The 14,074-nt window shown below is 73.2% G+C and carries 11 protein-coding genes; 7 read left to right on the forward strand and 4 right to left on the reverse strand.

Annotation, left to right across the window (positions count from 1 at the left end; all coding sequences use genetic code 11):
- The first annotated feature begins 96 nt into the window (after window positions 1–96).
- Window positions 97–1,551: a carboxylesterase/lipase family protein gene (locus B4U46_RS31425; RefSeq protein WP_079430996.1), complete on the forward strand. Its 1,455-nt coding sequence runs from the start codon at window positions 97–99 to the stop codon at window positions 1,549–1,551.
- Here B4U46_RS31425 and B4U46_RS31430 read toward each other — a convergent pair.
- Entirely contained in the window at window positions 1,529–2,983 is a 1,455-nt protein-coding gene (locus B4U46_RS31430; RefSeq protein WP_079430997.1) for an alpha/beta hydrolase, read from the reverse strand. The two genes, B4U46_RS31425 and B4U46_RS31430, sit on opposite strands and share 23 nt — an antisense overlap.
- 269 nt (window positions 2,984–3,252) lie before the next feature.
- On the opposite strand from B4U46_RS31430, the gene B4U46_RS31435 reads away from it, so the two are divergent.
- Genes B4U46_RS31435 through B4U46_RS31445 form a run of 3 tightly spaced genes read left to right on the forward strand, consistent with a single transcriptional unit; the run spans window position 3,253 to window position 6,484 of the window.
- The gene (locus B4U46_RS31435) at window positions 3,253–4,134 is read left to right on the forward strand and encodes an alkaline phosphatase family protein (protein ID WP_185117142.1); all 882 of its coding nucleotides are present in this window, start codon (window positions 3,253–3,255) and stop codon (window positions 4,132–4,134) included.
- 2 nt (window positions 4,135–4,136) lie between these two features.
- Entirely contained in the window at window positions 4,137–5,399 is a 1,263-nt protein-coding gene (locus tag B4U46_RS31440; RefSeq protein WP_079430999.1) for an MFS transporter, read from the forward strand.
- 56 nt (window positions 5,400–5,455) lie between these two features.
- A complete protein-coding gene (locus B4U46_RS31445) occupies window positions 5,456–6,484 on the forward strand; it encodes a hypothetical protein (protein ID WP_079431000.1) in 1,029 nt (342 codons plus the stop codon).
- Window positions 6,485–6,580: 96 nt separating this feature from the next.
- Here B4U46_RS31445 and B4U46_RS31450 read toward each other — a convergent pair whose 3' ends face one another.
- Window positions 6,581–7,267: a GNAT family N-acetyltransferase gene (locus B4U46_RS31450; protein WP_079431001.1), complete on the reverse strand. Its 687-nt coding sequence runs from the start codon at window positions 7,265–7,267 to the stop codon at window positions 6,581–6,583.
- Between the two features lie 140 nt (window positions 7,268–7,407).
- On the opposite strand from B4U46_RS31450, the gene B4U46_RS31455 reads away from it, so the two are divergent.
- The 3 genes from B4U46_RS31455 (at window position 7,408) to B4U46_RS31465 (ending at window position 10,359) form a co-directional block, all read left to right on the forward strand.
- Complete coding sequence (locus B4U46_RS31455; protein WP_079431002.1) at window positions 7,408–8,214, forward strand: alpha/beta fold hydrolase; 807 nt, start codon at window positions 7,408–7,410, stop codon at window positions 8,212–8,214.
- Between the two features lie 164 nt (window positions 8,215–8,378).
- A complete protein-coding gene (locus tag B4U46_RS31460) occupies window positions 8,379–9,632 on the forward strand; it encodes an MFS transporter (protein WP_079431003.1) in 1,254 nt (417 codons plus the stop codon).
- Between the two features lie 49 nt (window positions 9,633–9,681).
- Complete coding sequence (locus tag B4U46_RS31465) at window positions 9,682–10,359, forward strand: (2Fe-2S)-binding protein (protein WP_079431004.1); 678 nt, start codon at window positions 9,682–9,684, stop codon at window positions 10,357–10,359.
- A gap of 53 nt (window positions 10,360–10,412) precedes the next feature.
- Here the strand turns inward: B4U46_RS31465 and B4U46_RS31470 are convergent, their stop codons facing one another.
- A complete protein-coding gene (locus B4U46_RS31470) occupies window positions 10,413–12,182 on the reverse strand; it encodes a S8 family peptidase (RefSeq protein WP_079431005.1) in 1,770 nt (589 codons plus the stop codon).
- Window positions 12,183–12,554: 372 nt separating this feature from the next.
- Window positions 12,555–13,922 carry a cation:dicarboxylate symporter family transporter gene (locus B4U46_RS31475; RefSeq protein ID WP_079431006.1) on the reverse strand — a complete coding sequence of 456 codons (1,368 nt, stop codon included), beginning with the start codon at window positions 13,920–13,922 and terminating at the stop codon, window positions 12,555–12,557.
- Between the last annotated feature and the right edge of the window lie 152 nt (window positions 13,923–14,074).

Here is a 14,074-nt window from a genome sequence, read left to right on the forward strand (position 1 = left end):
CCGGACGGTTGTGCGACCGTGCTCGCAACGCCCGGAAGCGGAACCGGGCCTTAGCGAAGCCCGGGCGGAGACCGGGGCCGACCGAGGAGAGCGCGGATGAGCACAGCGGGCGGCGTCCACCGGCCCCGGGCCGGCACCGGGCACGGCGTCGTGGAGGGCCGCTGGGAGGCCGGCGGCACCGCCGTCTTCCGGGGTGTCCCCTACGCCGCCCCGCCCACCGGCCCCCTCCGCTTCGCCGCCCCGCGGCCCCCGGACGCCTGGGACGGCGTGCGCGACGCGGGGGCGTTCGGGCCGACGGCGCCCAAGGTGCCCTACCCGCCGGCCTTCGCCGCCCTGCTGTCCGACCCGGAGATCCCCGGCGAGGACTGCCTCACCCTCAACGTCTGGACCCCGGACCCGGCACCCGGGGCCCGCCTGCCGGTGATGGTCTGGATCCACGGGGGCGCGCACACCCGGGGATCGGCCGCCGTCCCCGTCTACGACGGCTCCGCCTTCGCCCGCGACGGGGTCGTGCTGGTCTCGTTCAACTTCCGGCTCGGGGTGCTCGGCTACGGGCTCTTCCCCGACGCCCCCGCCAACCGGGGCCTCCTCGACCAGATCGCCGCCCTGGAATGGGTCCGGGACAACATCGCCGCCTTCGGCGGGGACCCCGGCCGCGTCACCGTCTTCGGGGAGTCCGCCGGCGCCATCAGCATCGGCGCCCTGCTCGCAGCCCCCCGCGCCGCGGGCCTCTTCGCCCGGGCGGTCCTGCAGAGCGGGGCCCCCGAGGTGCTTCCGCGCGACCAGGTCCGCACCATGGTGCGGCGGATGGCCGCGCGGCTGCGGGTACCCGCCACCGCCCGGGCCTTCGAGGGGGTGGGGCTGCCCGCGCTGCTCTCCGCCCAGGCGGCGGCGCTGCGCCGCTCCTCCCCGGTGCTGGGCGGCCCCGCCTTCGGGCTGGTCGCCGACCCGGACACGCTCCCGGCCGACCCGCTGGAGGCCGCCGCGGCCTCCGCCGTACCGCTGCTGATGGGCTGGACCGCCCAGGAGCACCGGCTGTGGCTCGCCCCGACCGGCGGGGGGCGGCTGCTGGACCGGCTCGGCCCGCTGGCCGTGGCGTACGGCAGGCTGCGCGGCGGCAAGGACCGGGCCGCCGTACGGGCGCTGCGCGCCGCGCTGCCGGACGCCTCTCCGGCCGACCTCGCCGGACACCTGGTCACCGACCGGCTGCTGCGCGACCCCCTGCGCCGGATCGCCGGGGCCCGGCGGCCGGCCCCCAGCCACCTCTACGAGTTCCGCTGGCCCAGCGGCGTACCCGGTCTCGGGGCCTGCCACGCGCTGGAGCTGGGCTTCGTCTTCGACACCCTCGGCCTGCCGGAGTCCTCCTGGCTGGCCGGGCCGGACGCGCCCCAGGCCCTCGCGGACGAGATGCACGGGGCCTGGGTCCGCTTCGCCACCACCGGGGACCCCGGCTGGGCCCCGTGGAACGGCAACGGCCCGCCGAAGGTGTTCGACGGGCCGGAGCCGGAGGCAGTGCGTGCGGAGGCTGTTACTCCACTGGTCCTTCCATGACCTTGCTGATGAACTCGATCGGTCCCTCACCCATATTGGGCACGTAGGTCGCGGCGTTGTGCTTGCCGCCCGGGATGACTCTCAGGCTGGTGTGGATGGGCCCCTTGTTGCCGTACGTGGCGATGTATTTCTGCACGTTCGGCAGGGTGTCCTTGTTGCTCTCGCTGTCACCGACCTGGAAGGCCAGGTAGACGTCCGGCGCGCCCTTCTTCTCGATGAGCGCCTTCGAGAGCAGGTTGGGGTTGTTCTCGTTCTTCTCCTTGTCGTGGCCCTTCCACAGTGGGGAGTCCGGGACGATGTCCGGGCCGGAGGCGATCGCGGCCTTGAACTTGTCCGGGTACTTCAGCACGGCCTTCAGGCTCGCGAAGCCGCCGGTGGAGGAGCCCATGAAGGCCCAGCCGTCACGCGACTTGACCGTGCGGAAGTTCTCCTTCATCAGGCCCGGGACGTCCTCGGTCAGCCAGGTGTCCATCTTCGGCTGGCCGGGGATGTCGCTGCCGTCCCAGTAGGTACCCGATTGCGGGTCCTTGGGGTCCTGGTCGTGGTTCTCGGGGTTGAGTACGGGCATGGCCAGGAGGAAGGGCTTGCTCTTGCCCTCGCTGTACCACTTGCTGATGCTGGCCTGGAGCTTGAGGTCGGTGCCCATCCAGTAGTTGATCGGGTAGCCGGCGCCGCCCGGCAGGGCGATCAAGACCGGGAAGCCGCTCTTGGCGAACTTGGGGTCGTTGTACTCCTTCGGAGCCCAGACCCACACCTTCCCCTTGAACCCGGACTTCTTGCCGTCCAGCTCCGTGACCGCCACGTGGGTGCCGTCCGGCAGGGTCGAGGCGTTCTTGAACTGCGCCGTCGGGTTCGTCGGCATGAGCGCCTTGGAGTTCGGCGCCTGCTTGCCCGCCGTCTGGCCGCCGCCGGGCTTGCCGAAGGACACGGCCTCGCCCTTGTCGGTGAACGGCGGTATGTCGAAGTACGCCATCACGCCGGCGCCGATGCCGGCGAGGGCCAGCACGCTGACGCCCGCGATGATCCACTTCTTCGCCCTGGACTTGCGGCGCGGCGGCTCCTCCCCGTAGGGAGGCTCGTACTGGTCGTACTGCTGCTGCTCGTAGCGCTGCTGCTCGTACTGCTGCTGCTCGAAACGGGGCTGGACCTGCGTCGGCGCGTCGTACCCGTACTGGTCCTGCCCGTACTGGTCCTGCCCGTACGGCGGGCGCCCGCCCTGCTGCGGCCGGCCCTGCTGGGGGCCGCCGTAGCCGGGGCCGCCGCCGTAGGGCTGTCCGCCCTGCGGGGGCCGGCCGTAGGGCGGCTGCTGCCGGCCGCCCTGGGGGGTGGGCTGCGGCCGCCCCTGCTGCTGGCCGTAGGGCGGGCGCGGCGGCGGGTTCTGACCTTCCGGCCTGTACGGCGGCTGGTACTGGCCGTCGGGTGAGTACGACATGTGCGGTGGCTCTCCGGCTGTTGCTGGCCCCGTCGTGGGGAGGACTGCTTCCGTTCGAATGATGAACGATAGTGCCTCGGGGTTCCCTATTTTTCCTTTTCTTGACGGTCCGAGGGGCGGGGTGTTGCCCATCGTCTGGAGGGCGCACGGAGTTCCCCTGCTGTTACCCGCACGTCCCTGGCCCATGCACATGGCCCTGGGTATGGTGCGTCCGCGCCGCCACCCCCAAGACTTCCCCCATGTGCCCGGAGGTACATCCCGTGTTTGGCATGACCATTTCACGGCCTCGCCGCAGGACCGCCCTCGCCACCGCCTTCGGCATCACCGCCGCCGGCGCCGCCCTCTGGGCCGGCGTCGGGGCAGCCCAGCCCGCGCACGCCGCGGGCCTGCCCGCCCCCGACCACACCGTCGTCGTGGTCTTCGAGAACCACGCCTACAACCAGGTCATCGGCAGCTCCAGCGCCCCCTACATCAACTCCCTCAAGGCCGGGGGCGCCAACCTCACCCAGTCCTTCGGCATCACCCACCCCAGCCAGCCCAACTACATGCAGCTCTTCTCGGGCTCCAACCAGGGCGTCACGGACGACAGCTGTTACACCCCCGGCTTCAGCTCCGCGCCCAACCTGGCCTCCGAGCTGATAGCCGCCGGCAAGAGCTGGGGCAGCTACAACGAGACCCTGCCCAGCCAGGGCTCCACCACCTGCTCCAGCGGCAAGTACGCCCGCAAGCACAACCCCTGGTTCGCCTTCTCCAACGTGCCCACCAGCACCGCGAAGACGATGACCCAGTTCCCGACGGACTTCACCACCCTGCCCAAGGTGTCCTTCGTCGTCCCGAACCTCTGCAGCGACATGCACGACTGCTCCGTCGGCACCGGCGACACCTGGCTCAAGAACAACCTCAAGGCCTACGCGGACTGGGCCACGACCCACAACAGCCTCCTCGTCGTCACCTTCGACGAGGACAACCGGCTCGCCGGCAACCAGATCCCGACCGTGCTCTACGGCCAGCCCGTGACCCCGGGATCCACCTCGGCCACCACCTACAACCACTACGACATGCTGCGGACCCTGGAGGGCCTGGCCGGGCTGACCACCCACGCCGGGAACGCCGCCACCGCCAAGGACATCACGGGGATCTGGGCTTCCTGACCATGTACGTCGCGGACAGTCGCGGTACCCCCGCGCCCGCCGTGGCCCCCGAGACGCAGGCCGTCGCCCCGGGCACCAGCCCGGGGCGGCGCGCCGCCCTCGCCCCCACGGTCCTCGCCCTGGGCACGGTCAGCCTGATCACCGACGTCTCCTCGGAGATGGTCACGGCCGTGCTCCCGCTCTACCTCGTCGCCGGACTCGGGCTCACCCCGCTCGGCTTCGGCCTCCTCGACGGGGTCTACAACGGCGTCAGCGCCCTGGTCCGCCTCACCGGCGGCCACCTCGGCGACCGGCTCGGCCGGCACAAGGCGCTCGCCGGCATCGGCTACGGCCTCTCCGCCCTGTGCAAGCCGCTGCTGCTGCTCGCCCACACCCTGCCCGCCATCGGCGCCGTCCTCGCCCTGGACCGCACCGGCAAGGGGCTGCGCACCGCCCCGCGCGACGCGCTCATCTCCCTGGCCGCAGCCCCCGAGGACCGCGGCCGGGCCTTCGGCGTGCACCGGGCCATGGACACCGCCGGCGCGCTCGTCGGGCCGCTCCTGGCCTTCCTCATCCTGCGCGGTGCCGCCGACGGCTACGACGCCGTCTTCACCGTCAGCGCCTGCGTGGCCGCGCTCGGCGTCCTGGTGCTCATGCTCTTCGTCCCCGGCCGGCGCACCGAGCCCGCCCCGGACGCCGCCCCGGTCTCCCTGCGGGCCTCCCTCGGGCTGCTGCGCCGCCGGGACCTGCGCCGCACCGCCCTGTGCGCACTGCTCCTGGGGCTGTGCACCGTCAGCGACGCCTTCGTCTTCCTGCTGCTCCAGAAGGCCACCGGGATCGCCGACCGCTGGTTCGCGCTGCTGCCGCTCGGCACCGCCGCAGCCTTCTTCCTGCTCGCGATGCCGCTGGGCCGCCTCGCCGACCGCGCCGGCCGCCGCCGGGTCTTCCTCGGCGGGCACCTCGCGCTGCTGCTCGCGTACGCGCTGCTCCTGACCGGAGCGCAGCACCCGGCCCTGCCCTACGCGGTCCTCCTGCTGCACGGCGCCTTCTACGCCGCCACCGACGGCGTGCTGATGGCCGAGGCCGCCGGAGCCGTCCCCGAGGAACACCGGGGCGGCGGGCTCGCCCTCGTCCAGACCGGCCAGGCCCTCGCCCGGTTCGCCGCCTCCCTCGGCTTCGGCGCCGCCTGGACCGTCTGGGGGGCCCGGCCCGCGCTCGCCGTGGCCGCCGTCCTGCTCGCCGTCGCCGTCGCCGGCTGCGCCCGGCTGAGGCCCGACGGGACCTGACCCCGGCCGCCGCCCGCACCACCGCATCCCCACACGAGAAAGACCGAAGGCCCCCCATGACCCTCCAGCGCCGGATCCTGATCCTGGTCACCGCCGTCGTCCTGCTCGCCGCCGTCGGCGTGATCGCCGTGGTCCGCGCCGGGTCGCGGGCCGACGAGAAGGACCAGGCCCGGCCCGGCGGCCCGCAGGTCACCCAGGGCACGGTCTCCCTCGCTCCCGGCGACGGTGGCCGGCGGATGGTCTTCCGGAACATGGCCTGGGGCCCGCACCGCGACGAGCTGGCCTCCGTCCCGGCCGGGGCCCCCGACGGCCCGCGCACCGCCTCCGGGGTGAAGTGCCTGCGCTTCCACGCGGCCGCCGGAACCGGGATCTGCCTGCGCTCCGACAAGGGCGGGGTCCAGGAGAGCTACCGGGCGGTCGTCCTCGACGCCGGCCTGCGCGAGGTCACCTCCCGCCCCCTCGCCGGGATCCCCACCCGGGCCCGTGTCTCGCCGGGCGGGCACCTGGTGGCCTGGACGGTCTTCGTCGGCGGGGACTCCTACGCCGGGACGAACTTCTCCACCCGGACCTCCCTGCTCGACCTGCGCACCGGGAAGTACGACGCCTCCCTGGAGGACTTCACCGTCCTCATGGACGGCAAGGCCTACCGCAACGCCGACGTCAACTTCTGGGGGGTCACCTTCGCCGCCGACGAGAAGACCTTCTACGCGACCCTCGCCACCGGCGGCCGCACCCACCTGGTCCGCGGCGACCTGGGCGAGCGCACGGTGACCGTCCTGCGCGAGAACCTGGAGTGCCCCTCGCTCTCCCCGGACGGGACCCGGCTGGTCTTCAAGAAGCGGGTGCCCGGCCTGCCCGAGGACGCCCCCTGGCGGCTCTACGTCCTGGACCTGGCCTCCATGAAGGAGACCCCGCTCGCCGAGGAGCGCAGCGTGGACGACCAGGTGGTGTGGACCGACGACAGGACCGTCGTCTACTCCCTGCCCGGCGACTTCGGCGCGGACCTGTACTCCGTGCCGGCCGACGGCAGCGGCGCCCCGGCCCGGGTGACGGCCTCGGCCCTCGCCCCGGCCTTCCTCGGCTGAGCGGCCGGGGCAGGGGCGGGAACGAGGGCCGGGGAGTCCCGCGGCGCAGGGCGCCGCGGGAGGGCGGATCCGGGCGGGCGTGAGCCCGCAGGACCGTTACGCCGGAATCAGCGTCCTGCGCCTGCGCCGGCGCGGCGCGGCCGCCGGCAGGCGCAGCTCGATGATCGAGCGGACCGTGGGCCATTCCTCGTCGAGGATCGAATAGAAGGCCGTGCTGCGCACCGCCCCGTCCAGCCCCCGCGAATGGGCCCGGCGGACCCCCTCGCAGGTGAAACCGAGACGTTCCATGGCGGCCCGCGAGCGCCCGTTGCGGGCGTCCGCCCGCAGCGAGATGCGGCGCACGCCCCAGGTCTCGAAGGCGTGGCGCAGCATGAGCAGCTTGGCCTCGGTGTTGATGCCGGTCCCCTGCGCGGCCGGGGAGAGCCAGGTGTTCCCGATCTCGGCCGCGTCCGGGATCGCCGTCGCCGGATCCCCGAAGGGCACCCCGGGCACGGCGGGCCAGACGAGGGGCCCCTGCCAGTAGTCGAGTTCCAGGAACCGGGTCGACCCGACCACCCGCCCGTCAGAGGCTCTGACCACGGCGAACGCAAGGGATCGACCCGCTGCCTGATCGGCGAGGGCACGGTCGATGTACTCGTGGGACGCCTGCAACCCGTGCGGCACGGGAGTGAAGGCGTAAGTCGTACGATCCTCGGCCCCGGCCTCGGCCAGTGCCTCGGTGTGGTGGGGGGCGAGGGGCTCGAGCCGCACGGAGCGGCCGGCGAGGAGTACGGGTACGGGCACGGAGCCTTCGGTCCTTCTGGGCGGTGGGGTGGTTGCACAGTCTGCGTCACTGACGTCACCCCCCGCGCAAAACGCGGGTGAAAGGCAACGGGCTGTCAGGTGAACGCGGGTGGCTCAATGTAGCCCCTTAGGGTCCTCTCATGAACCCCCTATTTGGCAATGGCGCAAAGTGTGTTTTCGATGACTTTGGTCCGACGGCCGCAGCGCCCGTGATCCTGGTCCACGGACACCCGTTCAACCGCTCGATGTGGGCCCCGCAGACGGCGGCGCTGACCGCGGCCGGGTACCGCGTCATCGCCCCTGACCTGCGAGGATACGGGGAGAATCCGGCGACGGAGGAGAAGACCCCGCTCTCCGTCTTCGCCGACGACCTGGCGGCGCTCCTCCGGGACCTGGGTATCGAACAGGCGGTCGTCGGAGGAGTGTCCATGGGCGGGCAGATCGCGATGGAGCTCAGGTTGCGCCACCCGGGTCTGGTGAGGGCCCTGGTCCTCTCCGACACCTCCCCGGTTCCGGAGACGGAGGAAGGGGCGGAGCTCCGCCGGAGGACCGCCGAGCGGCTTCTTGCGGAGGGGATGGATCCGTATGCCGAAGAAGTCATTGACAAGATGCTGGCGCCCTACAACGTCACCGGCCAGCCGGAGGCGGCCGCCCGGGTCAGCGCCATGATGCGGGCCACCGACCCGCGGGGCGCCGCCGCCGCGCTGCGCGGCCGGGCCGAGCGGCCCGACTACCAGCCCGTGCTCGCCGCCCTGCCCCCGGAGGTGCCCTGCCTGGTGCTGGTGGGCGCCGACGACGTCTACACCCCGGTCGCGGAGGCCGAGGCCCTGTGCGCCCTCGTCCCGCACGCCCGGCTCGCCGTGATCGAGCGGGCCGGGCACCTGCCGGGCGTGGAGCAGCCGGAGGCCTTCAACCGGGCCCTGCTGGAGTTCCTGGGCGGCCTCTGAAGCGCTCCGCACCGGGCCGCCCGGGGCCCTGGTGTCCTGCCGGGGGCCGCCCGGGGCTTCGGGGGCGGCCCGGTGCGGCCCGGGCCGGCGGACCCCGATTGGCCCATCTGGCAGACCGCCGACCGGCCCACTCCGGCGGGCCGCTGCGGTGATCCAATGGACCGGTGACGATACGGTTCCTGCCCGCGCCCGGTGCGCCCCGCCGCCTGGCCGCCGCCCAGTTGAGCAACTCCGTCGGCGACGGCGCCTACTACGTGTGCTCCGCCCTCTACTTCACGCGCGTGGTGGGCCTCTCGCCCGCCCAGATCGGCCTCGGCCTGACCGTCGCCTGGGCGGTCGGCTCGGTCGCCGGGGTGCCGCTCGGCGCCCTCGCGGACCGGCGGGGGCCGCGCGGCACCTCGGTGCTGCTGGCGCTGGCCACCGCCGCCTCGGTGGCCTCCTTCCTGTTCATCCGCTCCTTCCCGGCCTTCCTGTGCGCCGTGGTCCTCTACGCCGTCTCCCAGTGCGGGCTCGCCGCCGCCCGCCAGGCCCTCCTCGCCGGCCTGGTGGCCCCGCAGGAGCGCACCGGCGTGCTCGCCCACCTCCAGTCCACCCTCAACGCGGGACTGGCGCTGGGCGCGGCCCTGGGCGGCCTCGCCCTCGGCGCCGGCACCGAGCGGGCCTACCTCGTGGTGTTCGCCCTCGACGCGGCGAGCTTCCTGGCCTGCGCCGCCGTGCTGCGCGGCCTGCCCCCGGTCGGGCCCGCCCCCGGCCGGGCGGCGGGGGAGCCACGGCTGGCGGTGCTGCGCGACCGGCCGTACGCCCTGGTCACGCTGTTGAACGCGGTCCTGCTGCTGCGGATGCCGCTGCTGAGCCTGGCGATCCCGCTGTGGATCGCCGAGCGCACCCAGGCGCCGGGCTGGCTGGTGTCGGCGCTGTTCGTGCTCAACACCCTCGCGGTGATGCTGTTCCAGGTGCGCCTGGCCCGGCCCGTCACCGGCCTGGACAGCGCCGGGCGGGCCCTGCGCACCTCCGGCGTGGTCATGGCCCTGTCCTGTGCGGTGTTCGCCGTCTCGGCACTGCCCTCCTCGGGGTGGGCGGCCGCGGGGCTGCTCGTGGCCGGCGCGGTGCTGCTGTCCGACGCCGAGATGCGGCAGTCGGCCGGGTCCTGGCAGATCGGCTTCTCGCTGGCCCCCGCCGAGCGGATCGGGCAGTACCAGGGCTTCTTCGGCACCGGCGTCCCCGTCGCCCGCACCCTGGGCCCGCTGCTGCTGACCGCGCTGCTCCTGCTGTGGGGGATCCCCGGCTGGCTGCTGCTCGGCGGCCTGCTGCTGGCGGCCTCGTTCGCCATGGGCCCGGCGGCCCGCCGGGCCGGGGCCAAGGCCGCGGGCGACAGCGGCCGGACGCGCGCCGGCGCGGCCTCGCCCGGGCTCTCCTGATCCCCTCCCGGCGCCCCCGGGCCGCGCGGGCCCCTGCGATCATGCGGGGATGGACTTCGAGGACGTACTGGGCGGGCTGGCCGCCGTCGGCCCCTTCTTCACCGTTCCGTACGGCGAGGAGCCGCCCGGACCGGGCTTCCGGCCGCTGACGGAGCTGTACGGGAAGCAGCTCGGCCCGTACGTCGCCGAGGTGGGCCGGCGGATCCGCTGCGGGCCGGACCGGGTGGCGGCCTCGACCGCGCAGTTCGGGATCGTCTCCCGGCTCTGGTCGCTGGGCCTCGGCTGCGCGGCCCTGGGCGGGCGGGTGCCGGACCTGGCCCCGGACCGGGTGTGGTGGCGGCTGCCCGACGCCGGTCCGCTCCAGCTGTGGCTGCCGGCCCCGGCCGCCGTCCTGCCCGCGGAGGCGCTGGGGGAGACCGTGCTGGGCAACCTGGCCGTGCTGGATTCCGCGCTGCGGCGGGCGTACGGGGTCTCGGAGCGGGTCCTGCGCGGCAACGCCGCCTCCGGGCTCGTCGGCTCCCTGCGGGTGCTGCTCGACCGGGTGCCGGGGGACACCGCCGTGCAACTGGCCGCCGCCCTGCTGGCCGACGGCGGGGCGCTGGCGGGCACCGGGGAGTTCGTCCACGAGGAGGGCCTCGGGGTGGCCTTCGTGCGCCGCAGCTGCTGCCTCTACTACAAGGTGCCCGGCGGCGGGCTGTGCGGGGACTGCGTCCTGCGGACCAGGTAGCGCGAAGAGGCCGTCGGGCAGTTGCCTCCCGACGGCCCCGCTCGCGGTCCCTGCTAGAAGGTCAGGTTCCAGGAGTCGATCTTGCCGGTGTCGCCGCCGGCGTTGTCGTTCACCCGCAGCTTCCAGGTGCCGTTGGCGACCTCCGAGGAGGCGTCGACGGTGTAGGTCTGGTTGATGTTGTCCGTGCTGCCGCCGGCCCGGTTGTGGACCGTGTAGACGGTGCCGTCGGGGGCGACCAGGTCGACCTTCAGGTCACCGATGTAGGTGTGGACGATGTTCACTCCGACCTTGAGGGTGGCCGGGGCGTTGCCGGTCACACCGCTGACGGTGATCGGGCTCTCCACCGTGGTGTTGTCGCCGATCGCGAAGTCCGCGGTGTTCTCGAAGTACTTGCCCGCGGGCGGGGTGGCGCCGACCGCCTTCAGGGCGTCGACCTGGCCCTCGCCGAAGAAGGAGTTGCTGGCCGTCGTACCGGTGCAGCGGCCGTCCGCCGGGCAGGCGATGTCGTTGGCCTGGGTGGCCAGCTTGTCGCGGATCTGCGCCGGGGTGATGCCCGGGTTGGCGCTGGCGATCAGCGCGGCGACGCCCACCACGTGCGGGGTGGCCATCGAGGTGCCGCTCTTGGTGCCGTACTTGCCGCCCGGCAGCGTGGAGTAGACGTCCTGGCCGGGGGCCGCGACGTCGATGACGCCCTGGCCGAAGTTGGAGAACGAGGCCTTGGTGGTGCCGGTGCCGTTCGCCGCGACCGTGACCACGCCCGGCAGCTCGGTCGGGATGTCCAGGCAGGCGTTGGTGATGGTGCGGGTGACCGGCGTCGAGTCGTTGGGGCTCGCGGTGTCGGTCGTCTTGTGGGCGAGGTCGTAGTTCTCGTTGCCCGCAGCGGCGACCTGGAGCGAGCCCTTGCCCTCGGCGTACTCCTGGGCGCGCTTGACGCCCTCGATGATGGCGGCCTGGTCGATGTTGTCCGGGCAGTTGAACTGCCACGGGTCGGTGTAGTAGCTGTTGTTGGTGACCTTGAAGCCGTGGTCACCGGCCCACACGAACCCGCAGATGGTGTTCTCGGCGAAGAAGAACGAGTTGCCCGGCTCCGCGACGCGGACGGCCGAGATCTTCACGCCCGGAGCCACGCCGACGACGCCCTTGCCGTTCTTGGCGGCGGCGATGGTGCCCGCGACGTGGGTGCCGTGCGTGTCGACGTCACGCCAGGCGCCGGTGCGGGTGTCGGGCTTGCCGTAGGCGCAGGACACCGAGTCCGCCGCGTTGAAGTTCGGCGCCAGGTCCTGGTGCTGGTCGTCCACACCGGTGTCGAGGATGCCGACCTTGACCGAGGCGGAGCCGGGGTTGACGGCCCAGGCCTGGTCCGCCTTGATCTGCGTCATGTCGGCCCGCGCCGGCTCGCCCGCCGGGGTGGTGGCCTGCGCCGGGTTGGCGGGCAGCGCCGGGTTGTAGGCGTCGGCGGGCACGTCCGAGGTACGCGTCGCGCCGACCTGCTGGACCCCGCTGACGCCGCGCATCGTGGCGGCGAAGGAGGCCGAGGAGGAGTGGGCGACGATGACGCCGATCTGGTCGAAGTAGGAGAAGACCGTGCCGCCGTTGGCGGTGACGGCCGAACGCACCGCCGAGCTGTCGCCGGGGGCGGTGATCACGAGGTAGGCACGGGTGCCGGCAACCCAGGTCGCACTCTGGGAAGAAGCCGGGGCCGAGGCCTTGGGGGCCTTGGGGGCCACCGCGACGGGGGAGCCCGAGGGGCCGACGGGAGCGGTGCCGGCGAGCGCGGCGGGAGCTCCGAAGGTGAGGGCGGCGCCCAGGGCGGCAGCCACCACCAGGGCACGTCGAGGTCGACTGGATATGTGGGGTATCAAAGCGTCCTCCGATGACCCGGCGCTGGTGCGGGTGGCACCTGCGGGGCCGTACGAAACGAGTGGTGGACGCAAGATGTCAGACGCGCGGCCCGGTAGGGAAGTACCTTTTGCAGCGCTCGACTTGAGACGCCGTGGCCGAAACCCGATGGTCCGCGGCCGGTGTGGGCGTTCCGCTCCCCTTCGCCGGACTTGCGCCCTCGTGCGGCCCGCCGGGCGCGGAGGGTCCGGATCCGGCCCGGCGCCGGGAGGAGGGGGCGGCGCCGGGCCGTGCACCGGCCGGGCTGGGCACCGTGGGGGCGAGCCCTGCCCGGCCGGCCTGCGGGGTGTGCCGGTTCAGACCGGCACACCGTCCTTGGGGCCCGCCGCGGGGCCGGGGAGGGCGGCCGGGGGATCCGTGGGGGCGGGGGCGTGGCCGTCGTCCACGAGCACGGACTCGTCGAAGGGCAGCCGCCCCGCGAGGACTTCCGCGGCCCGTTCCCGGTCGAACTCCTTGGTCCACGTGCCGATGAGGACCGTGGCGACCGCGTTGCCCGCGAAGTTCGTCAGGGCCCGCGCCTCGCTCATGAAGCGGTCGATGCCCACGATCAGGCCCACCCCGTCGACCAGTTCCGGCCGGTGCGACTGGAGCCCCCCGGCGAGGGTGGCCAGTCCCGCCCCGGTGACCCCGGCCGCGCCCTTGGAGGCCACGATCATGAAGAGCAGCAGCGAGACCTGCTCGCCCAGGGCCAGGGGCTTGCCCATGGCCTCCGCGACGAACAGCGAGGACATCGTCAGGTAGATGGCCGTGCCGTCCAGGTTGAAGGAGTAGCCCGTGGGCACGGTGATCCCGGTGACCGGTCGGGAGACGCCCAGGTGCTCCATCTTCGCGATCAGCCGCGGCAGCGCCGACTCCGAGGAGGAGGTGGACAGGATCAGCAGGAACTCCCGTCCCAGGTAGCGCAGCAGCGCGAAGATGCTGACGCCCGTGCACAGCCGCAGCAGCGTGCCCAGGACCACGACCACGAAGATCAGGCAGGTGGTGTAGAAGCCGATCATGATCACGGCCAGGGACTTCAGCGCGTCGACACCGGTCGCCCCGACCACCGCCGCGATCGCCCCGAACGCACCCACCGGCGCCGCCCACATGATCATCGCCAGCACCCGGAACACCAGCTTCTGCACGTGCCCGATCCCGCGCAGCACCGGCTCTCCCGCCGGTCCCATCGCCTGGAGCGCGAACCCGCACAGCAGCGCCACCAGCAGCGTCTGGAGCACCTGGCCGCCGGTGAAGGCCGAGACCAGGGTGGTCGGGATGATCCCCAGCAGGAACTCCGGCGTGCTCTGCGCCCCGCCCGCCTTGGCCTGGGCCTCGCCCGCGTGCCGGGCCGCCTCCGTCAGGTGCAGCCCGCTGCCGGGCTCCAGCAGGTTCCCGACGACGAGCCCGATGGCCAGGGCCACCGTGGACATCACCATGAAATAGCCGAGGGCGAGACCGCCGACGGCGCCCACCTTGGCGGCCTTGCGGACCGAGCCGATCCCCAGCACGATCGTGCAGAAGATCACCGGCGAGATCATCATCTTGATGAGGTTGACGAAGCCGGTGCCCAGCGGCTTCAGCTCGACCGCGGTACCGGGCGCGGCGAAGCCGACGACGATGCCGAGCAGCACCGCGGCGATCACCGCGATGTAGAGGTAATGGGTTCTGTCGCGTCTGGCGGCCACGTGCGCCTCCTGGAGGTGAATGCGTTCCGGGAGACCATCGCCCACGCTGTGACCCCGGTCACCCTTGCGTTCATTGAGTTCACGGCCCGGTGCACACTGAGCGCCATGTTCCGCTTCGCCCGTCCGCCCCGTAGCCTCGCCGGCCAGCTCTT

Origin of the sequence: Streptomyces katrae (assembly GCF_002028425.1) — a bacterium.
GTDB lineage: Bacteria > Actinomycetota > Actinomycetes > Streptomycetales > Streptomycetaceae > Streptomyces > Streptomyces katrae_A.